Annotated in this window: 20 protein-coding genes; 16 read left to right on the forward strand and 4 right to left on the reverse strand. The window is 33.8% G+C overall.

The window, feature by feature from the left end:
• Nucleotides 1–3: 3 nt before the first annotated feature.
• The 6 genes from cobA to moaA all read left to right on the forward strand — a co-directional run bounded on the left by cobA (nucleotide 4) and on the right by moaA (nucleotide 4,748).
• Nucleotides 4–804 (forward strand): uroporphyrinogen-III C-methyltransferase, encoded by an 801-nt coding sequence (gene cobA / locus P5P90_RS01020; protein ID WP_278035400.1) that lies wholly within the window; start codon nucleotides 4–6, stop codon nucleotides 802–804.
• Nucleotides 804–1,040, forward strand: coding sequence for a MoaD/ThiS family protein (locus P5P90_RS01025; RefSeq protein WP_278035401.1), 237 nt, complete (start codon nucleotides 804–806; stop codon nucleotides 1,038–1,040). The genes cobA and P5P90_RS01025 overlap by 1 nt, the downstream gene beginning before the upstream one ends.
• Nucleotides 1,041–1,068: 28 nt before the next feature.
• A complete protein-coding gene (locus P5P90_RS01030) occupies nucleotides 1,069–2,136 on the forward strand; it encodes a HesA/MoeB/ThiF family protein (RefSeq protein WP_278035402.1) in 1,068 nt (355 codons plus the stop codon).
• Nucleotides 2,137–2,208: 72 nt separating this feature from the next.
• The gene (locus P5P90_RS01035; protein ID WP_278035403.1) at nucleotides 2,209–2,643 is read left to right on the forward strand and encodes a molybdenum cofactor biosynthesis protein MoaE; all 435 of its coding nucleotides are present in this window, start codon (nucleotides 2,209–2,211) and stop codon (nucleotides 2,641–2,643) included.
• 196 nt (nucleotides 2,644–2,839) lie between these two features.
• Nucleotides 2,840–3,754, forward strand: coding sequence for a bifunctional molybdenum cofactor biosynthesis protein MoaC/MoaB (gene moaCB / locus P5P90_RS01040; protein WP_278035404.1), 915 nt, complete (start codon nucleotides 2,840–2,842; stop codon nucleotides 3,752–3,754).
• Nucleotides 3,741–4,748, forward strand: coding sequence for a GTP 3',8-cyclase MoaA (moaA, locus tag P5P90_RS01045; RefSeq protein WP_278035405.1), 1,008 nt, complete (start codon nucleotides 3,741–3,743; stop codon nucleotides 4,746–4,748). The genes moaCB and moaA overlap by 14 nt, the downstream gene beginning before the upstream one ends.
• Before the next feature lie 159 nt (nucleotides 4,749–4,907).
• On the opposite strand, the gene P5P90_RS01050 is transcribed toward moaA, so the two are convergent.
• The 3 genes from P5P90_RS01050 to P5P90_RS01060 all read right to left on the reverse strand — a co-directional run bounded on the left by P5P90_RS01050 (nucleotide 4,908) and on the right by P5P90_RS01060 (nucleotide 10,537).
• On the reverse strand, nucleotides 4,908–5,459 hold the full coding sequence (locus P5P90_RS01050; protein WP_278035406.1) for an acyl-CoA thioesterase: 552 nt from the start codon (nucleotides 5,457–5,459) through the stop codon (nucleotides 4,908–4,910).
• A 27-nt stretch (nucleotides 5,460–5,486) separates the two neighbouring features.
• Complete coding sequence (locus tag P5P90_RS01055; RefSeq protein WP_278035407.1) at nucleotides 5,487–6,932, reverse strand: rubredoxin; 1,446 nt, start codon at nucleotides 6,930–6,932, stop codon at nucleotides 5,487–5,489.
• Nucleotides 6,933–7,018: 86 nt separating this feature from the next.
• On the reverse strand, nucleotides 7,019–10,537 hold the full coding sequence (locus P5P90_RS01060; protein WP_278035408.1) for a nitrate reductase: 3,519 nt from the start codon (nucleotides 10,535–10,537) through the stop codon (nucleotides 7,019–7,021).
• A gap of 672 nt (nucleotides 10,538–11,209) precedes the next feature.
• On the opposite strand from P5P90_RS01060, the gene P5P90_RS01065 reads away from it, so the two are divergent.
• The 6 genes from P5P90_RS01065 to P5P90_RS01090 all read left to right on the forward strand — a co-directional run bounded on the left by P5P90_RS01065 (nucleotide 11,210) and on the right by P5P90_RS01090 (nucleotide 14,988).
• Nucleotides 11,210–12,442, forward strand: a complete 1,233-nt coding sequence (locus P5P90_RS01065) for a CmpA/NrtA family ABC transporter substrate-binding protein (RefSeq protein WP_278035409.1) — start codon at nucleotides 11,210–11,212, stop codon at nucleotides 12,440–12,442.
• A gap of 118 nt (nucleotides 12,443–12,560) precedes the next feature.
• Nucleotides 12,561–12,911 carry a hypothetical protein gene (locus P5P90_RS01070; RefSeq protein ID WP_278035410.1) on the forward strand — a complete coding sequence of 117 codons (351 nt, stop codon included), beginning with the start codon at nucleotides 12,561–12,563 and terminating at the stop codon, nucleotides 12,909–12,911.
• Nucleotides 12,912–12,931: 20 nt separating this feature from the next.
• Complete coding sequence (locus P5P90_RS01075; RefSeq protein WP_278035411.1) at nucleotides 12,932–13,447, forward strand: ABC transporter permease subunit; 516 nt, start codon at nucleotides 12,932–12,934, stop codon at nucleotides 13,445–13,447.
• An 82-nt stretch (nucleotides 13,448–13,529) separates the two neighbouring features.
• Complete coding sequence (locus tag P5P90_RS01080; protein WP_278035412.1) at nucleotides 13,530–14,336, forward strand: ABC transporter ATP-binding protein; 807 nt, start codon at nucleotides 13,530–13,532, stop codon at nucleotides 14,334–14,336.
• Nucleotides 14,337–14,438: 102 nt separating this feature from the next.
• A complete protein-coding gene (locus tag P5P90_RS01085) occupies nucleotides 14,439–14,777 on the forward strand; it encodes a chlorite dismutase family protein (RefSeq protein ID WP_278035413.1) in 339 nt (112 codons plus the stop codon).
• Nucleotides 14,761–14,988 carry a hypothetical protein gene (locus P5P90_RS01090; RefSeq protein WP_278035414.1) on the forward strand — a complete coding sequence of 76 codons (228 nt, stop codon included), beginning with the start codon at nucleotides 14,761–14,763 and terminating at the stop codon, nucleotides 14,986–14,988. The genes P5P90_RS01085 and P5P90_RS01090 overlap by 17 nt, the downstream gene beginning before the upstream one ends.
• Nucleotides 14,989–15,078: 90 nt before the next feature.
• Here P5P90_RS01090 and P5P90_RS01095 read toward each other — a convergent pair whose 3' ends face one another.
• Entirely contained in the window at nucleotides 15,079–15,711 is a 633-nt protein-coding gene (locus P5P90_RS01095; RefSeq protein ID WP_278035415.1) for a helix-turn-helix domain-containing protein, read from the reverse strand.
• Between the two features lie 787 nt (nucleotides 15,712–16,498).
• Between P5P90_RS01095 and P5P90_RS01100 the strand changes: the two genes are divergently transcribed.
• From P5P90_RS01100 to P5P90_RS01115, 4 genes are read left to right on the forward strand one after another with little or no spacing between them, the layout of a single operon-like run.
• Nucleotides 16,499–16,969, forward strand: coding sequence for a T9SS type A sorting domain-containing protein (locus P5P90_RS01100; protein ID WP_278035416.1), 471 nt, complete (start codon nucleotides 16,499–16,501; stop codon nucleotides 16,967–16,969).
• A complete protein-coding gene (locus P5P90_RS01105) occupies nucleotides 16,966–17,595 on the forward strand; it encodes a hypothetical protein (protein WP_278035417.1) in 630 nt (209 codons plus the stop codon). Before P5P90_RS01100 ends, P5P90_RS01105 begins: the two co-directional genes overlap by 4 nt.
• Nucleotides 17,596–17,603: 8 nt before the next feature.
• Entirely contained in the window at nucleotides 17,604–20,324 is a 2,721-nt protein-coding gene (locus P5P90_RS01110; RefSeq protein WP_278035418.1) for a beta strand repeat-containing protein, read from the forward strand.
• Between the two features lie 44 nt (nucleotides 20,325–20,368).
• Nucleotides 20,369–21,859: an SUMF1/EgtB/PvdO family nonheme iron enzyme gene (locus P5P90_RS01115; RefSeq protein WP_278035419.1), complete on the forward strand. Its 1,491-nt coding sequence runs from the start codon at nucleotides 20,369–20,371 to the stop codon at nucleotides 21,857–21,859.
• Nucleotide 21,860 lies beyond the last annotated feature (1 nt).

Raw genomic sequence — 21,860 nt, forward strand, 5'->3', positions numbered from 1 at the left:
ATTATGAAAGAGGCAAACACACCAAGATTAACAATTGTAGGAGCTGGTCCTGGCGATGTGGAATTAATTACCATTAAAGCCATCAAAGCTTTAGGAGATGCGGATGTAGTGCTTTATGATGCGCTGGTGAATGAGGATTTGTTACAATATGCTGCTGCAGGAACCGAAATAGTTTTTGTGGGTAAGCGTTTTGGTTGTCATGCCTATACTCAGGATCAGATAAATGAATTGATTGTGGTTATGGCTCAAAAACACGGTCATGTGGTGCGATTAAAAGGAGGTGATCCGTTTGTTTTTGGTAGAGGAAGTGAAGAAATTGAATTTGCTCAAAAACATGGTCTGGAAACGGCTATTGTTCCGGGAATATCTTCGGCTTTAGGAGTTCCGGCTTCTAACGGAATCAGTTTAACACAACGCGGAATTTCAGAAAGTTTTTGGGTAATTACAGGAACAACTTCGGCACATAAATTATCGACTGATGTTAGTTTGGCAGCGCAGTCGTCGGCTACGGTGGTGATTTTAATGGGAATGAATAAACTGGACGAAATTGTATCTATTTATCAAAACAACAGAACCGATGATTTGCCGGTGGCTATCATTCAAAACGGAACGAAAGACACACAGAAAAAAGTAATAGGAACGGTAAGTACCATCAGTAAATTAGTAGCTGAACACAAACTGGCTTCACCGGCTATTATCGTAATTGGAGAGGTGGTAAATCATACTTCAGAATTAGCTGTTTTTACTAAAGCGGCTTATAGTGATGACGAATTTATTTTTCAAAATTTAAATGTAACTGAATAATGCTAAGTGTAAAATATTTTGGTGCTGTAGCCGAGAAAACAAAAGTTCAAGGAGAGAATATTCCTTTTTCTAATTTATCTTTACAGGAATTAGTAGATGAATTAGAACAAAAATACGATTTAGGCTCGCTTTCTTATAGTATTGCGGTCAATCAAAAACTGGTACAAGACAAAAACAGTTACATGTTAATGACTAATGATGTTGTTGCTTTGTTGCCTCCTTTTGCCGGAGGTTAAAAAAACAATTTCTTAATTGGTAGCAATTATGCGATACAATCGACAAATTATACTTCCTGAAGTGGGTGAAAAAGGCCAGGAAAAACTAGGCCAAGCTAAGGTATTGATTATTGGTGCCGGTGGTTTGGGTGCGGCAATTTTACCGTATTTGGTAGCAGCCGGAATTGGAGAAATAGGGATTATTGATGATGATGCTATCGAAATCAGTAATCTGCAACGGCAGGTAATCTATAAAAGTGATGCCATAGGAAAATCCAAAGCATTAGAAGCTAAGGCGATGGCTTTGTCTTTGAATCCTTCGATTCAGATTAATGCCATTACCGATACTTTGAATGCTAAAAATGCCATTCCTTTATTCGAATATTATGATATTATGGTCGATGCGACCGATAATTTGCAAACCAAATATTTGATAAATGATGCCTGTCAAGTAACCAACAAGCCTTTTGTTTACGGATCTATTTATAAATTCCAAGGTCAGATTTCGGTTTTTAATTATCAAAACGGACCTACCTACCGTTGTCTTTTTCCGGATGAATCTTCAAACAGTAAAAACTGTGTAGATGCCGGTGTAATGGGAATTTCAGTTGGGATTATTGGCATGTTTCAGGCTAATGAAGTTTTAAAAATGGTTCTGGGAATTGGCAATGTACTTTCGGGCGAATTGTTGATTTATAATATGCTAACGAATGACCAACAAAAATTTGATTTAGTAAGAACTTCGGAAAATTCATTAAGTAAATCAGATTTTGAAAAGAAATATAATAGCATTCCTGCTCCAGTTTTAGAGATTTCTGCCCGATTAGCATTGGAAAAAATTAATGATAGTCAAGTGCTTTTTTTGGATGTTCGAAATGTAGAAGAATTGCCTAAAGTTAGATTTCGAAACGGTATTCAAATCCCGCTTTCAGAATTAGAAAATAATCTTTCAATATTAGATTCAAATAAAAAAATATTGGTGTATTGCCAATCAGGAATAAGAAGTAAAACCGCCGTTGAAATTTTGAAAAAGAATCAATTTCCAAATGTTCAAAGTGTTTCAGGTGGTGCTTTGAAATTAGAAGAAGTTATAGCCAATAATATTCTTTCGATTTAAAAATAATAACTACAGATTCAAAAAAATATAAAAGTTTATAATTTGCGAATTTGCGGTAAAATTAAAAAAAAAATGAGTAAAAAAGTTTTCATAGAAGGAGCCATAACTCCTGAATTTATAGCCGATTCCATCGCGAAACATCAAGGAAAACATACCATAGGAGCACATAATATTTTCTTAGGTCAAGTTCGCGCCGATGTGCATGAAGAAGAAAATGTAGTAAAAGCGATTGAGTATACAGCTTATGAAGAAATGGCAAATGAAGCTCTGGCGGTTATACGTGAAAGAGCTTTTGCTCAATTTGACTTGGTTTGTATGCACATTTATCACAGTTTGGGTGTGGTTAAAGCCGGTGAAATTTGTTTGTTTGTCTTTGTTTCGGCGGGACATCGCACTCAGGTTTATGAGGCTACTGAGGCTATCGTGAATTGGATTAAAACCGAAGTGCCTATCTTTGGTAAGGAAATTTTTGAAAACGAAGACTTCATTTGGAAGCAAAATAAATAACGTCTAAAAAGCTGTACACGAACCCGCCTGTCGGCGAGGCAAGTTGTATAAATAGTCACAAATAAAATAAATTGAAAATAGGACACAAATTGCAATCTCATTCAATGATTTGTGAAATTTAAACGAATTTTAATTTGTGTGAATTAGTGTAACCCGCCTGCCGGCGTGGCAGGTTTGTGATGAAAAAAAATAAAAAATGGTTGATATTACCCATAAAATAAGTACGTTACGTTCGGCAACTGCCATGGCAACTGTAAAAGTAAGTTTGCCAGAAACCATAGAAGCTATTCAGAAAAATTTAGTTCCTAAAGGAAATGTGCTTGAAATGGCTAAAACTGCAGGTTTGTTTGCAGTAAAAAATACACATTTATCCATTCCTGATTGTCATCCTTTGCCTATTGAATATACGGCGGTGGCTTATGAAATCAAGGATTTAACGATTGATATTCTTTTTACGGTTAAAACCGTTTATAAAACAGGAGTTGAGGTTGAAGCTATGCACGGCGCGTCTATTGTGGCGTTGACGATGTATGATATGTTGAAACCTATCGATAAGAATATCGAAATTTCGACTATTAAATTAGTGGAGAAAAAAGGAGGAAAGTCTTCGTATAAAAACAGATTCCGCAATGTTTTAAAAGCGGCTGTTTTTGTTTGTTCCGATTCTATTTTTGCAGGAGATAAGGAAGACCGTTCCGGAAAAGTTATCGTTGAGAAATTAGAATCTTACGGTGTGGAAACGACTCATTACGAAATTATTCCTGATGAAGTTGATTTTATCCAGAACAGAACTAAAAAGTATGTTGAAGATAACCAATTGGTGATTTTTACCGGAGGAACCGGGCTTTCGCCAAGGGATGTTACGCCGGAAGCATTAGAGCCATTATTAGAAAACAGGATTCCGGGAATTGAAGAAGCCATCCGCAATTACGGTCAGGATCGTATGCCTTATGCGATGCTTTCGCGTTCGGTGGCGGGAACTATAGGAGACAGTTTGGTTTTGGCTTTGCCAGGTTCGGTTAATGGTGCCAAAGAATCGATGGATGCTGTTTTTCCACATGTTTTGCATGTTTTTCACATCCTAAAAGGGAGTAATCATGATACCAAATAACACCATATTGACGGATGATTTTGGTCGTAAACACAATTATTTACGTATTTCTTTAATAGAAAAATGTAATTTACGTTGTACTTATTGCATGCCGGCTGAGGGAATTGCATTGACTCCCAAAAAAGAGTTAATGACCGCCGATGAGGTTTTTGCTATCGCCCAGACATTCGTAAATAATGGAGTTAACAAAATTAGATTGACAGGAGGGGAGCCGCTGTTGCGAAAAGATTTTCCTGAAATCATAGAAAAATTATCCCAATTAGAAACCGAGATTTCGATTACTACTAACGGAATTCTAATTGACAAACATCTGGAAGTATTAAAGCAATTTAAAGTCAAAAACATCAATTTGAGTTTGGATACTTTGGTAGCAACCAAATTCAATACGATTACACTTCGCAATCAGTTTGAAAAAGTAATAGACAATTTACATTTGCTTTTAAATAATGATTTTAAGGTAAAAGTAAATGTGGTGTTGATTAAAGGATTCAATGATAATGAAATCGTTGACTTTATTAACCTAACCGAGTCTTTGCCGATTTCCATTCGTTTTATTGAATTCATGCCTTTTGCAGGAAATGAATGGGACAGGAGTAAGATGATATCACAAAAGCAAATTCTGGACCAAATTAACACTCATTTTTCTGAAGAAAATTTGGAGAAATTAGAAGATGAGCAACATTTTACCGCCAGAGAATTTAAGATAAATAACTTTTTAGGAAGTTTTGGAATCATAAGTTCAATTACCAATCCGTTTTGTGATGGTTGCAATAGAATTCGGCTTACGGCAAATGGGAAAATCAAAAATTGCCTGTTTTCCAATATTGAAACCGATATTTTGACTCCGTATCGCAACGGTGCTCCAATTGAAACCGTGATTAGCAATGCCATTAAAAGCAAGAAAAAAGTTAGGGCAGGAATGACAACTCTTGAAGATGTTGATAATCCGGTTTTAAATCAGGATAATCGTTCTATGATTGCGATTGGGGGGTAACCACTCGAAAGATTTTCAGCGTTCAGTTTGTCATCCTATGTTTGTAGAATTGAAAATTCATAAATACAAAAAGCACAGCGTTACACTGTGCTTTTCGCGTTTTTAGAAGTTGTTTATAGATTCGGCCGTTTTAAAAAACGGTCGTATTTATGGCAACTCTTAATTTTCAAAATCTACTCTTACTTTGTATTCATTTGATTTTAATATTGTCTCAATAGAACCAAATGTGGCTACCGTTTTTTGGTATTCTTTTTCTTTTTTCAAAGCGATTTGTCTCAATGCATTTTGAAAGCGACTCACTTCTTTTAAGGTAGTTAAAATTAATCCAGGGACAGGAGTGTTATTTCCTTCTTTGTCTTTGGCCACCATAGTAAAATATGAAGAATTACAATGTTTGACAACACCTGTTTGAATGTTTTCAGATTCAACGCGTATACCAATTATCATAGAGCTATTCCCTACATAATTTACACTAGCTTTCATAGTTAGTAATTCGCCTACTTCAACAGGTTTTAGAAAGTTTACGGTATCAACCGAAGCCGTTACACAGTAGTTTCCTGAAAATTTAGAACCACAAGCAAAGGCAATCTGGTCCATCAAGGATAAAATATAACCACCGTGAATTTTTCCACTGAAATTAGTGTGCGATGGCAGCATTAATTCTGAAATCGTAATTTTTGAAGAATCAACAGTTTTATATTCGATACTCATAAAAGGTATTTTTAGGATAATTTTAGTTTAGATATCTTGTTTTTCTGTAGCCAAAAGTACGAAATCTGATTTTGGTGCTTCACATAAAGAGCAACAATAGTCAGCAGGTAGCTCTTTAAAAAGAATTCCTTTGTCAATTCCTTGTTCGATATCACCAAATTCTGGATTGTAAATAGTGAGACATTCTGAACATTGGTAAATATCATGCTCTTGTTTTTCTTTTTTTGTTGCAGCAGTAGCTGTGTTATTTTCTACAGAAGTGATATTACCCAGTTCATTAAAGTATTTTTTACTTAATTCGATTAAAATACTTGGTAATTCTAACTTGTCAATATCTTGAGTGTGAACAATGTATTCACGAGTATTTGGGTCAAAATGTTTGGCATACAAGACATTATAGGTGTCTCGTATTTTTATTGTTTCTAAATCTTTGGGTAACTTATTTTTCTCAATTACTATTGAAGTAAAATAATGCCCATCACGATTGTAATCAGAAATACCAAAGGTAAGTCCATAAGTACTAATATCAAATTGGTCTAAGGTCCTAACTAAGAAAGTTTTTAGATTTAAGGACCAATCAGTAGCTACAGGTAAATGCCAGTTTAATTCTAAAAGCGAATGACGTACATTAATTCCGTTTTTGCCAAGGAATTTTTCCCAATCTAATTTTCGGTCTTTTGGAATCCCTTTTACGATGAAGGATTTCCATGGTGTGATACATATTTTTCCAATTTTGCAATCAAAACATAAGTCGCACATTTCATTTAGAAATGCTAAATCATACAGGTTGTTTCTCCAATATAAACCTAGCCAGTATTGGTCTATACCCAAACGGTTCATTCCTTCATAATAAGGGAACGGATAAAAAGGAATTGTTAATGGCTTGTCAATCGTACGGTTATTAGAATCAATATTCTCACTCACTAAGTTGAATATCATTTCGATTCCCATGGATTCTTCACTAACCAAACGTTCTATTTCGTAATATATTTTAGCAATATCCCAGCTGTAAATTAGTACTGGATATACTTCCATACGTTGCCAATTAGGTAGTCGAATATATAAATACCAATAATCTTCGTGCTCAGAAGCAATAAAATTAATATGTCCAGTAAACAAGGGTACTAATTGTTGTTTAGGGTCGGTAATATTTACTTTTAAAACAGGTTGTTCTTTAAATTGTTCTAATACATACAGGAACTTGTTACCTGTAAGCCAAGGGGTATTTCTAAAAATATCTGTTGATACATAAGATGATACAATGTTATTTCCACTTTGTTCATTAGGATAAACAATGTGTAGCTTGGCATTATTTTCTGATTCTATATACTTAAAACCATTAGGAAAAATAATGTCTTGCCTAGAGCCAAAAGAAATGTTTTTCAAACCTTGTTCCAGACATAAGTTTACAATGTTTTTTAGCTCACCTGGCGAAATAACGCCCCCTTTTATTATTAATCGTGTTAATTCCATGTTTTTTATTTTTTAGTCCTTAGTTTTTAGTCCTAAGTCCTTAGTAGTATGAAACGCTAGGGACTAAGTACTAAGTACTTTTCAACTCATTTACACTTTGCTAAAATCTCTTTTACTTCAGTTTTACAGCTACCACATCCAAGACCTGCACCTGTAGATTTACATAATTCGGTGAAGTTGGTTGTTCCAGTTTTGATTGCTACTTCAATGTTTCCTACACCAACCTGGCTGCAAGAACAAACAAGTTTACCTATTACTGGTTTTGCACTAGCGTTACTTCCTCTTAGCAGTTGGTTTCTTTTCTCAGACAGTTCAATTTTGCTTTCAATCATGGTTTTGAATTCGGCAAATTCACTTTTGTCACCCATTAAAATAGCCCCTACTAATAAATCGTCTTTAACGATACATTTTTTATAATATCGTTTTTTCAAATCAGCGAAAACAATTTCTTCGTAGCTGTCGTCATTTTCAGGGATATTAATATCGCCAATGCTACAAAGATTAATATCCTCTAATTTAAGAATATTCATTAAAACAGATCCTTTGTAAAAACTACTAATATCTCCAGCAAAATAATTCGCTAATATATCGGCTTGTTCTTCGGCAGCAGAGGTAATTCCAAATAATTTGCCTTCAAACTCCGCAATTTCTCCAATAGCAAAAACATCTGGATTAGAAGATTGAAGGTATTGATTTACTTTTACACCACGGCCACAAACAATACCAGCTTCTTTAGCAATTTCAATATTAGGAATTGTTCCAATGGCATATACAATGGCATTAGCGGTTAGGATTCTACCACTTTTAAGTGCTATTTCTAACTCGTTTGGAAAATCGGACTCAAAAACAGTACTTACTTCATTATCAAAATAAATTTGGATATCTCGAAGTTGTACTTCTTCAGCTAATAATTTACAAGAGATTTGATCCAATTGACGTTCCATCAATCGGGAAGCTCTTTGAATAATGGTTATTTTTACTTTTTTATGTTTTAGAGCTGCGGCTAATTCTAAACCTAATAAACCACCACCTACAATTACTACATGTTGGTCTTCTGGGGCTAAATTGGTTTGATCCAAATAGTTTTTCAATTTATCGGCATCGTCTTTTCTACGCATAGTAAAACGACCAGGTAAATGTAATTGTGCATTTTCTGGAATAAACGGACGACTACCTGTTGCCAGAATTAAACGGTCAAAAGTATGGGTTTCGCCTTGACTGTCTGTGATTGTTTTGTTGATAGTATCTACATTATCAATACTCACAGCAGCTTTTAATTTTATATTTAGTTTACTTAAGCCATCATCCGTTCTAATTTTTAATAAATTTTCCCAAGATAATTCATTGGTTACATATTCAGGTAACAGTACACGGTTGTAAAAAGGATTGGCCTCGTTAGAGAAAACAATAATCTCATCGGTTGTGTTTAATTCTCTGTAGTTTTGAATGAATCGGAAAGAAGCTGCTCCAGCCCCTACGATAGCTATTTTTTGAAATGTTTTTTCGTATTTTTTTACAGCTACTGCGGTATACTTAAAATCAGGTTCTTTAGAAACAGGATCAACAAGAGTATTTGTTAGATTGTTAGTTCTATTTAGATCGTTTTCTAATTGTTTGCCCCAATGCATAGGTAAAAATACGACTCCTTCTTTAATGGTATCTGTTACTTTAACCTTAACTCTTACTTCTCCATTTCGGCTATTAACCACTGCAACATCCCCATTTTCAATACCTGTTTTGAAGGCATCTATTGGATTGATTTCGAGGTAAGGACTAGGAATATGAGATAGTAAACGAGAAACTTTCCCAGTCTTAGTCATGGTGTGCCATTGGTCTCTGATTCGACCAGTAGTAAGAATAAGAGGGAAGTTGTCATCAGGTTCTACAGAGGTGTTTTCAATTGTTGTAGGTAAATTGAAAATGGCTTTTTGAGAAGGTGTATAGAATTTTTTATCGGTAAAAAGGCGAGGAGTACCAGGATGTCCATAATCTGGGACAGGCCATTGAAAAGTTCCTTCTTGTTTTAATCGGTTATAGTTAAGGTAAGAAACATCAATATGCGTATTTTTTGTCATTTGTGAATATTCCTTATAGACATCTTCGGTAGTATTGAAATTAAAACCTGTAAATCCCATTTTTTTGGCAAATCGGATAAGGATTTCAAAGTCAGGAAGCGCTTCACCAGGAGGGTTTATTCCTTTTGGGAGATAAGAAATTCTTCTTTCCGAATTGGTCATAGTTCCTTCTTTTTCTAACCATCCCGCAGCAGGAAGCAGTAAGTCGGCAAATTTAGCTGTATCGGCATTGTGTGATATCTCTTGAACCACAACAAATTTAGCATTTTTCAATGCTCTTTCGGCTTGTCTGGAATTAGGTAAGCTTACCATTGGATTGGTACAAATAATCCATACGGCTTTCATTTTCCCTGATTCTAAAGCGGCAAACATTTCGGTTGCTGTTAGTCCTGGTTTTTCGGAAATGGAATCTACTCCCCAAAAATCAGCAACTTCTTGGCGGTGTTCAGGGTTGGCTAATTCTTTATGAACGGCAAGTAAATTTGCCATTCCACCCACTTCACGGCCACCCATTGCGTTGGGTTGTCCAGTTAATGAAAATGGTCCTGAACCCGGTTTCCCCACATGTCCTGTTAGTAAAGAAATGTTAAGCAAAGCAGTATTCTTATCAACACCTACGGCACTTTGGTTCAATCCCATTGCCCATAAGGTAAGGAATCCTTGGGCTTTACCTATTAAATCTACGGCTAGATCAATTTCTTTTATTGAAATACCACACAATTGAGTTGCTTTTTCTAATGAAGTAGAGAGTACTAAATCCTTATATGCTTCAAAATTTTCAGTGTGTTTTTTGATGAAATCAATATCAGCATAGCCTTTTTCGATAATTCTTTTTGCCAATGCATGGTATAAGATAATATCGCTCCCTGGTAAAATTTGCAAATGTAAATCGGCAGATAAAGCAGTATCTGTTTTTCTTGGGTCGATTACAATTACTTTTACATTAGGGTTTTTCTCCTTATGCTGTTCTAAACGTCTAAACAAAATAGGGTGGCACCAAGCAGGATTAGCACCCGTTATCAAGAAGGTATCTGCTAATTCAATATCTTCATAGGAGATAGGTACCGAATCTTCTCCAAATGTTTTTTTATAGCCTGCTACGGCCGAACTCATACACAAACGAGAATTAGTATCAATATTATTGGTTTTTAGAAAACCTTTGACCAATTTATTAACGAGATAATATTCTTCGGTTAAGCATTGTCCTGAGATATAAAAGCCTACACTATCAGGTCCGTGCTTTTTTATAATAGAAGAGAATACGGCTGCGGCACGATCTAAGCCTTCATCCCAAGTGACACGCTCCAAAGGGTGTGATTTGCTCCAACGCATTTCAGGATAAAGAATTCTATCAGAAGTGTCGTTGGCTACATAATGTAGGTTCATTCCTTTAGAACACAACATCCCGCGATTAACTGGATGATCGACATCTCCTTTTACTGTAACTCCATTGCTAGAATCCTTGCTTACAATTATTCCACATCCTACTCCACAATAGGAACATGTAGTTTTGATTTCTGAATTTTGCATTAGCATTTCTGTTTTTTTATAGCGAACTCCTTATTCAAACTTGATACTTGTATTTAAAATGTAAAAGTACGTATTAATTACGTATAAGTACTTATTTTTTTGGATTTTTTTTTTTGAGTTTGACAAAAAAGTAAAAGAAACTCAAAATATTGTTTTTAATGTTTTTTTTGCTTTGAAAAACGATGATTATTCAAAAACATCCCTTTTGTAATCAAGATATATTATCTGGTAAACGTACAGTTTTAAATAAAAATCAACTTTTTTTAAACAAAATTTAACTAACTGAAAAGGCTACTTTATTACATATTATATAGTAATGATATTAAAAACCGTCTACTAGTGAAATCTACTGTAGATGATGTAGTTTTCAGTTTAAACAAACATGAAATCTATTTTAGAAGAAGAATTTTTAATCCATTAATTTCTTTTAGTAACAATACGTTGTAATAACTACGTATATTATGAAGTCAAAAATCCATGTTGAATAAGGAGTTAGCTATAAATGTTGTGTTTTGGCAGTTTTTTTTAATGTTTAGGTACTAGATTAAACTGTGATAAAAAACTGTTTTTGATTGGTTTTTAGGTGATTTTTAAGTAAATATACTTACGTAAATTTGCTTCATACAAAATAAGAATCTCAATAAGTAAGTTTTAATCATTAAAAAAATCGATATGAAAAAAACAACACAAAAAATAGCAAAACTTTTTTCAAGATTGATGCTAGCAGGATTGGTAACCTTGGTTTCATTAACATCAATTACAACAAGCGCACAAGGTGATCCTATCAAATTAGGTTTTATTCCTCTTACGGATTGTTCACCTATTGTAATGGCCAAAGAGTTGGGTTTGTTTAAAAAATATGGTGTAGAAGTAATTGTAACCAAAGAATCTTCTTGGGCAAATGTTAGGGATAAAATCTTAACAGGAGAATTAGATGGAGCACACTGCTTGTATTCGATGCCTTTCTCAGTATACACAGGAGTGGGGGGAAAAGCAGGATCGGAAATGAAAATAGCGATGATGCTTAATTCAAATGGTCAAGCAATTACATTGTCAAATGATTTTTGTGGAAAAGTTGGTTTTAAAGATATGGCAAAAGTAGCTCCAGTAGTTGCCGCTAAATTAAAAGCCGAAAAAGAAGTAACGTTTGCAATGACTTTCCCAGGAGGAACACACGATTTGTGGTTACGTAACTGGTTAGCTATTGCAGGGGTGAATCAAAAAACATCAAAAATTATCACTATTCCACCTCCACAGATGGTTGCAAATATGAAAGTGGGTAACATGGATGGATTCTGTGTAGGAGAGCCTTGGGGTGGTGTTGCTGCTATGCAAGGAGTAGGGTTTACTCAAATTGCCACACAAGATATTTGGAAAGATCACCCAGAAAAAGCATTGGTCGTAAACAAAGATTTTGCTGCCAAAAGGAGAGAAGATCTTAAAAAAGTAATGAAAGCAATTTTAGAAGCGTGTATATGGTTAGATGTTCCTGCTAATCGTAAAAAAACAGCCGATATCATAGGAAGAGCACCTTATGTAAATGCTAATAACGATGTTATTCAGGATCGTTTGAATGGTGAATACAATCTGGGTTGTAAGTTAGGACAAAAGATTTATAAAGGTGACCAAATGGTTTTCCACAAAGGAGGATTGGTGAATTTCCCTCGTAAATCGTATGCAATTTGGGCTATGGCGCAGTATGTAAGATTTGGATATTTGAAAGAAGCGCCAAATTATAAAGCAATTGCTGATAAATTAATTCTACAGGATTTATACAAAGAAGTGGCTGCAAGTATGAAAGTAAAAGTACCTGCGGATGATATGAAGCCATTTTCATTGACAATTGACAAAACGGTTTTTAATCCTGCAAATCCAGCGGCTTACCTAAAAGTAGTAAGAAAATAACAAAGCAAAACATCAAATAATCCCTCTCTTTTGAGAGGGGTTTTAAAACAAATTATCAAGCATAACTAAACAATTGAAACAAACAATACAATTAAGTTAAACTAAAAAAGAAGGAATCATGGCAGAAAGAGAAACATTAACAATTGATGCTCTAGAGGAGGCAAATATTGCTGTAGAATCAACATCTCAGAGTGTAGAAATCAAAAATGAAAAATTAAGTTTATTCATTGAAAAAGTAGTAACTAAATCAAAATCAGTTTTTTTAGCAATCTTAGGATTGGTTATTTTTGGAGGAGTATGGGAATTAGTAAGTAGTCTTACCGAAGGTGCTTTGCCAACTCCTATAGCAACATTGACAGTTTTGTATGAAATGCTTAGTGATCCATTTTATGATTATGGACCTAACGACAAAGGGATAGGATTACAATTAATAAACTCTATTAAAACCGTATTATTGGGTTTTTTTTAGGTTCTTTAGTAGCTATTCCTATGGGAATTTTGATGGGAGCAAGTACAATTTGCAAACAAATATTTTATCCTATTGTACAACTTTTAAAACCAGTTTCACCATTAGCATGGTTTCCTATTGGGTTAGTTGTATTTAAAGACACAGGATTAGCAACAATTTTTATTGTCTTTATTACCTCATTATGGTCAACATTAATTAATACTTCTTTTGGTATAGCATCTTTACCACAAGATCATAAAAATGTAGCCAAAGCATTTGGATTTTCTAAAATGAGATACCTGACTAAAATTTTAATTCCTTTTAGTTTACCTCATATCATTACAGGTTTACGTTTGAGTATCAGTGTTGCCTGGTTGGTAATCGTGGCAGGTGAAATGTTGTCAGGAGGTGCAGGAATTGGATTCTTTGTTTGGGATAGCTGGAATGCATTAAGTCTTGAAAAAGTAATATCAGCAATTATTATCATTGGAGTCGTTGGATTATTATTTGATAAATTATTCACCTATATCGAAAGTAAAGTAGCATACAAAGCGTAATAAAGAGATTGAGGTTCAGCTTAGCTAAGGCTTAAAGTTCTGAAATCTAAAATCATCAGTCAAAAATCTAAAATTGAAGATCATGAGTTATTTAGAAATCAAAGATTTGGAAATTTCATTTCCAACACCAAAAGGGAAATATACAGCCGTTAGAGATATTAATTTATCCATTAATAAAGGCGAAATCATATCAATTATTGGACACTCAGGTTGTGGTAAATCAACTATCTTGAATGCAATTGCAGGAATGTTAACTCCTACAGCTGGTTCAGTTGTGTTAAATAATGAAAGTATTAAAGGACCTGGTCCTGATAGAGGAATTGTTTTTCAAAATTACTCACTTTTACCTTGGTTAACGGTGTATCAAAACTTGTTTCAAGTTGTCGATTCGGTTGTAAAAGGGACTGTTGCAGAAAAACAGGAAATTGTGGAAAAAAATCTTAAGATGGTAAATTTGTTTGAACACAAAGACAAATTACCAGGACAACTTTCGGGAGGAATGAAACAAAGAGTAGCCATTGCTCGTGCCTTTGCAATCAATCCAGGTGTCTTATTAATGGATGAACCTTTTGGGGCTTTAGATGCCTTGACTAAAGGATTTATGCAATTAGAGGTATTGAAATTATGGAATCTTGATAATCGTGAAAAAACGATTGTGATGATTACTCATGATATTGAAGAAGCGTTATTCTTGTCTGATAGAATTATTGTTTTAAATAATGGTCCATCTTCAACTATAAAGGAAATTGTTGAAGTTCATTTGCCAAGACCAAGAAACAAAATTGAAATTGTAAAAATGCCTGAATATATTGATTTGAGAGATAAATTGTTACACTTGCTAACTGATCACTTCTCAATTGAAGACATGGGAATGAAATACAAAAATTAGTTTAATTTGTTTTGTTTGTTTAAATCCCTATCGTAGTTGTACGATAGGGATTTTTTAGTGTCGTTGAAAATTTTCTTTTTTATAATTTAAAATCGATATCAAATGAGTAATACAATATTTGAATTTATTGGAGGAGATTCAGGAGAGTGGAAGCTAAGGGATATGCAGCTTTTGAAAGGAGAGCCACTGAAAATGGTAGAATATTTAAACAAAGTACCTGGTTCATTAGAAAAATCCAAACATGGAATTTGGTCTTTGAAAGGAATTATTAGTAATCTTAGATATACAGAAAAAGCAGAAAAAGAGCAACTGCTTGCTATTCAGGAAGATTTAGGAAGACCTTCTGCAACTTATGCCGCTTTTATACCTTTAAAAAAATCCGTTGATTGGTGGAATTTGGCCCAGGATGAAAGGAGAAAAAATCATGGAAGAAAGTTCTAAACATACTCAAACAGGTTTACAATATTTACCAGCTATTGCTCGAAAATTATTCCATAGCAGGGATATAGGGGAGTCTTTTGATTTTTTAACCTGGTTTGAATACGCACCTTCTGATGAAAAAGCTTTTGAAGAATTACTGTATAAACTTCGACAAACGGAGGAATGGAATTATATTGAGAGGGAGGTGGATATTAGGTTGATGAAGGTTTAATATCAGAATATATATCAAACAATAAAGCTCGTTTATATCAAACGAGCTTTGTTATTATATCTCTTTATTGTTTTGATTTTTTTTTGCTTCTTAAGCAATCTGAATGTTATTAAGATATTCATTTGGAGCCAAACCAATAATTTCTTTAAAACTTGTAAAAAAAGGATTGTATGAAGTGAAACCAATTTCTCTTGATAAAGAATCTAAAGTATTATTTTTAAGGTATCCTTCATTAATAAGTTTTATAGCATAATGGATTCGTACTGAATTTTTAAATTCAGTAAATGATATGCTACAGTGGTATTTAAAAACATACGATAAGTGACTTTTAGGAATATTTATTCGACTCGCTAAATCGGTTAGAGTGAGTTTTGAATCTTTAAAAATTTTATCTTCGAGGGCTGTCTTTTCAATGACTTCGAAGTAATTTTGAAGATTAGCATCTATTTTTTCTTTTAAAACTCGATGTTGGACATTGCTAATTTTAATCATAGGTTGCAATTGCCAAATTTCATCAAAAATTAAATTTGAACTTCTGTTTTCCTGTACTTTATCAGTTAGAATTTTATAACCATAAAGAATTTCTGGAGTTACTATTATTTTGACTAAAATTATCATCAATATGATTGCTGACACCCATTGAAAAGACATTCCTCTTATTGCCTCACCATTTATAAGTTCTACAAATAAAGAAATGGTTAATCGCAAAGTAACGAGCAGCATGGCAATGAATAAAAAGACTGTCCAATGATAGGTTTTCCGTAATTGTTTTTTTGTGAATTTATTTTCTCCTTTTTTGTTCCAAATAGTGTTTTTTAAAGTTTTGAAACTTAAGTACAAATAAATTATTAAAAAGAGTACAAAGATTAAATACAATACGAATCTAAGTAGAAATAATGGTTTGAAATAGTTGTTTATTTCAAAAATTAATAAAAAATATGCAACTGGGAAGATAAAATGTAATAAATCTTTTTTCTCGAATGATTTAAGAGCTGTTATCTTCTTAAAATACAAATAACATAATGGAATGACTACGAAAGAAATGTTAGAATAACTATCATAATGTATTCTTTCTACATTGAATAGTAAATTGAGAATTCCATAACTAAAGTAACGTGTTGAGATGACAAAAATTAATAGAACAATATAAATGTTCATTATTGGATTTGATTTTCTATTGGCAAATAGAATTCCACTAATTATATAGCCAATTAAACCCGATATGATGTATAAGGAATCAAATATCATTTGTTTTTTAGATAGCTTTAATAAAAATTATATTGAATTAAATCTTCTTAAAAAAAATCAAATTTAGATTAAAAAACCCGATTAACTACACGTTTTTTTGTTTTTTTTTTAAAATTAAAGTAGGAATAGTTTTGTTTTTAATAGACATTTGTTTACTAAAAAGTGAAAAAGCATTACTATTTGCTTTAAATTTTATCGACGAAACGCATAAAACATCGTTAAAATGAAGATTTGTTTTATTTTTGTTTTAAAATTATATTTTATGAAGTTTATACTGTTTTTTATCACTCTTCCTTTTTATGGTCAGGTGTTGCATCATCAAATGTTGTCCTCACAAGGAACTTCCAAAAAAATAGCTAACGGTTATATTATTAGTCAGACAATAGGGCAACAAAGCACTGTAGGAAATTCTGATAAGAACGTTGTCGCTATTCAAGGTTTTCAGCAAAGCAATTGGAGTACTATTATTTCTTCAAATGAAACTAATCAAATTACAACTTTAACGTTTCCTAATCCTTTTGCTGAGGTTGTAAATTTTCAATTCTCGCAAGCTATAAAAGAGGAGATGTCCATTTATGTTTTTGATATCGCGGGTCGTTTGGTTTACCAACAAAAAAAGCAGGTAACAAATCAGCTTTTATCTATAAATCTATCTAATTTACCTCAATCGGAATACTTAGTTAAACTTCAAAATAACACGCTAACTTACTATACTAAACTTGTAAAACTATGATAAAAAACTACTTTTTAGGTCTGTTTTTTTTAACAACGGCTACATTATTTTCCCAGGAAATTTATTTGAAAACAGGAAAAAATTACACCAAGTATAAGTATAAAGACTCGAATCTTCAGAGCAATCCTAATCTTCAAAGTGGAACGGGGAGTTTTTATGAAATTGGATTTATAAAACCTTTAACCAATAAAAAAATCTATTATTCATTAGGACTTTCCTTGAATGATTATAATGCTATTGGAGGAAACATGGCGAATTCCTATCGTTGGGATACCCAATATTTGGGTTTACAATCTGGTTTGCAATACCAATTATTTTCATTCAAAACGAATAAAAAAAATGCTATTGATGTAGTGGTTAAAACTGATTTGAATATATCTTCTATGATTTATGGGAAACAAGAAATCAATGGTGTTTATTATGATTTGAAGAAACAAGAAGAATTTTCAGGAATCCTTTTAGAATCATCATTAGGCTTACAGTTTAAGTACCGAATTCCTGCTATTGGAGGATTGAGTTTAGGCTATGATTTTGCTCAAACAGTAAATGTAGGAAGCTCATCCAAAGAGCACTTGTCTTACAATACAAATCAACTCGAATTAGGGATCCATTTCAATATTAATTAATCAAGGATATGAAAAAAATAGTACTATTATTTATATTTTTTGTAGCAACACAAGTTTTTGCACAAAATAAAGGAATTACCTATCAAGCAGTAATTTTTAATCCTAAAGGAGAGCAACTTCCGGGGGTAAATAATTCAAATAGTCCGTTAGTAAATAAAAATATCTGTTTACAGTTTAAGTTTGTAGATGAATTTTCTAATGTTGAATACCAAGAAACTATTCAAACCCAAACCGATTCTTTTGGTATGGTTAATCTAGTAATAGGTTCAGGAACTCAAACAGCAGGTTACGCACCCTCTTTTAATGGTATAGTTTGGAATAATACCAAGAAGAGCTTAATAGTTGGAATTAATGCTCAAGGGACTTGTTCTAATTTTGTTGAAATAAGCAATCAAGTATTTACCTATGTTCCATTGGCTTTTACTGCTGTAAATGCAGAGAATGTTACCGGAGTTGTGGGGATTGAAAATGGAGGAACTAATGCTACAACAGTACTAGGCGCTAGAACTAATTTAGGAATCAATAATGTTGATAACACAAGTGATGCAAATAAACCAATTAGTCTTGCAACACAAGTGGCTTTAAATCTGAAAGAAAATGTAGCAAATAAAAGTACAAATGTTACAACTGATGGAGCTTCTGATACAAAATACCCAAGTGTAAAATCGGTTAAGACCTATGTTGATGCAAGTGCTGCAACTGCTTCTACTGCATTGGCTAATGAAATCACAAGAGCAACTGCTGCAGAGACTACAATTGCAACCAATTTAACAGCAGAAACTACAGCAAGAACAGCAGCTGATGCAACTTTTACAACTAATTTAGCTACTGAAGTAAACAATAGAACAGCTGCCGACTTACTGAAAGAAGATGTTGCTAACAAAAGTACGAATGTTACCACCGATGGAAATTCGGATGTAAAATACCCAAGTGTAAAATCGGTTAAGACGTATGTTGATGCCAATGCTACAACCTCTTCTACAGCTTTAGCCAATGAAGTAACAAGAGCAACCACTGCAGAAACTACAATTGCAACCAATTTAACTGCTGAAACAACAGCCAGAACAGCAGCAGATGCTACATTAACAACTAATTTAGCTACTGAAGTAACCAACAGAACCGCTGCCGACTTACTGAAAGAAGATATTGCTAACAAAAGTACAGATGTAACCACCGACGGAAATTCGGATGTAAAATACCCAACTGTAAAATCGGTTAAGACCTATGTTGATGCAAGTGCTACAACTGCTTCTACAGCTTTAGCCAATGAAGTAACAAGAGCAACCGCTGCAGAAACTATAATTGCAACCAATTTAACAGCAGAAACCACAGCTAGAACAGCAGCTGATGCCACTTTGACAACCAATTTAGCTACCGAAGTAAGCAACAGAACCGCTGCCGATTTATTAAAAGAAGATCTAGCCAACAAAAGTACTGATGTAACTACTGACGGAACTTCGGATACGAAATACCCAAGTGTGAAATCGGTTAAAGATTATGTTGATAATGCTACTAGTTCTATAAACACTTTAGAAAATGGAAAAATGTACATTGGTAATGATAGTAATCAGGCAACTGAGGTAGCTATTTCAGGTGATGTAACAATAGATAATTTGGGAGTTACTGCTATAGGGGCTAATAAAGTGATCACTTCTATGATTGCAGATGATGCAGTTGAAACTAACAAAATCAAAGATGCTAGTGTAACTTCTTCCAAATTGACAACTTCTATTGATTTGTCGGGTATTCCTACTGCACCAACAGCGGATGAAGGGACAAACACAACACAGATAGCAACTACTGCTTTTGTTACTTCAGCAGCATCTTCATCAAAGTTTGTTGATTTATCTAGTCATCAAACTATTGGAGGAAATAAAACTTTTAATGAACCTTTAAATGTAAAATCTGGAGATGGACAATTAGCCAAAATTGGTACTATAGGAAATGTAGATAACTTGTATTTTGGTCAGGCTAATTTTGTATATGCCCCATCGGTAGGAAGAAATAATACAGTTATGGGAACTTTTGCTTTTACATCTTCTGGAGGAAGTAATAACACTGTTATTGGAAAAGATGCGATGAGACAAGGGAATGGAAGTGGAGGAGATGATAATACAGCTTTAGGATTTAGAGCTTTGTCTAATGCTCAAGAAGGATCAAGAAACACTGCTGTAGGTACAAGTACTATGGAAATGGGGATGGGAACTGACAATGCATCTTTAGGTTATCGAGCTGGAGTAAATTTAACCACTGGTTCAAAAAATACAATTATAGGAAGTAACGCAAATGTTTCAAATGGAGCTTTAACGAATGCTACTGCTATAGGTTATGGTGCAACGGTAGCAAATAATAATACTATTCAATTGGGGAATTCAGATATTAGTAATGTAAATACTTATGGTTCTGTAACGGCTAATGCAGCAATTACAGATGAGATAACTTCCGATTTAACTATTGATAGTAATAATGTCGAGCAATATAAAAGTAAAATACTAATATGTAATCCTAGTAGTCCTATCACGATCACATTTGCTAATGGATTACCAAGAGGGTTTAATTGTATGATTTTGCAAAAAAGTGATGATGCAAATAAAATTAATATTTCAGGAGGGCTAGGAGTAACGATGAAAAACAGAAATAATTATACTGCAACGGCTGGTAATTATGCAATTGCAACAGTTGTGAGTATAGGTGGGGATATTATTGTTACTGCAGGAGATATGCAATAATTTGAGTTAAATAGATAAAATTTTAAGTTAATAAAAGAATAGTTATGAAAAAAAATATACTGATAATACTAATTGTGCTTTTTGCAAGTTACACTAGAACTGTTGCAAATAATTTGATAATGGGAACGCCAAGTGTAAGCGGAAATTCTGTTACTTTCACGATTAAATGGGATAATAGCTGGAATGTTACTACAGGACCCTCTAATTGGGATGCTGTATGGGTATTTGTTAAAAGGCAATCATGTGTTAATGGTGCCACAAGTCCTTGGATTCACGCCGATTTAGCAACTTCTGGTCAATCTGTTTCAGGGGCTCAACTTCAGGTTGATTTAGTTACTGATAACAAAGGGGTTTTCATAAGAAGAAATGCTCCAGGAATTGGAATTATAAACGAGGCAACAGTTACATTAACTTTGGCAACAGCTGTTGGAGCAGATAATATAGGTGTTTATGGAATAGAAATGGTCAACATACCTCAAGGACAATTTTATATTGGTGATGGTAGGGTAGATATGCGTAGTTTTTCAGAAGGTGGTACTGATGCTCCAAAATTAATCGATGCTACTGTTCAAACTAACGGTCTAGGGGCTGCTTCAAATTATCAAAAACAATCATTAGGTTCTGCAGGTAATTTACCTTCAACATTTCCACTAGGGTATAATCGTTTTTATTGCATGAAATATGAAATTACTGCTGCACAATACGTTGCTTTTTTAAACACACTTTCTTACAAACAACAATTGAGAATGCAACGTGATTATAATTCGAATACAACACCACCTACATCTCCGGCTGGTACCCAATTTCATTGTTGGCCTTGTTCTAATCGATCTGCGAATATTGTGATAGCAACACCGGCACAATCATTAACACAAATGTCTCCTGCGGTATATGCTAATGACTTTGATAACGATGGTGTATATAACGAAGATGAAGATGGTTTAGGTTTGCCAGTGGCATTGAATATGAAAAACTTCTTTGCATTTTTAGATTGGGCTGCCATACGTCCTATGACTGAATTTGAATATGAAAAAGTGTGTAGAGGACCTGTTACTCCTACAGCTAATGAATATGCTTGGGGTTCGACCGATTTATTCAGGGAATTTGATGTGGTAGATAGAGGAAAATCGACAGAACAAAATAGAAAAAATGGTTTAGGACCAACGAATAGTGGGTATGATACTTTTTATAGAACAGGTATGTTTGCTACAGCAAGTTCTGATAGATTGCACGCTGGAGCTACTTATTATGGCGTGTTAGACATGACTGGTGGAGTATGGGAATCTTGTATAGGTGGATGGGGTGTTGATTATTCAAATTTTACTACTGCCAATGGAGATGGTAATTTGTATGAAAGTGGAGAGTCAATGAATAATGGTTCAACAGATATGGCAGAATGGATTCCTAATAGAATTATTGTAAAGGGAGGAGGAGCAAACTGGCAAGGAGAATGGATGGGTGTATCGCCTCGAAATTGGGTGAATTTTGATAGTTATGGTTTTTTTCAAGGAGGACGTGGAGTGAGATCTTATTAAA

It is taken from the genome of Flavobacterium nitratireducens (genome assembly GCF_029625335.1).
GTDB lineage: Bacteria > Bacteroidota > Bacteroidia > Flavobacteriales > Flavobacteriaceae > Flavobacterium > Flavobacterium nitratireducens.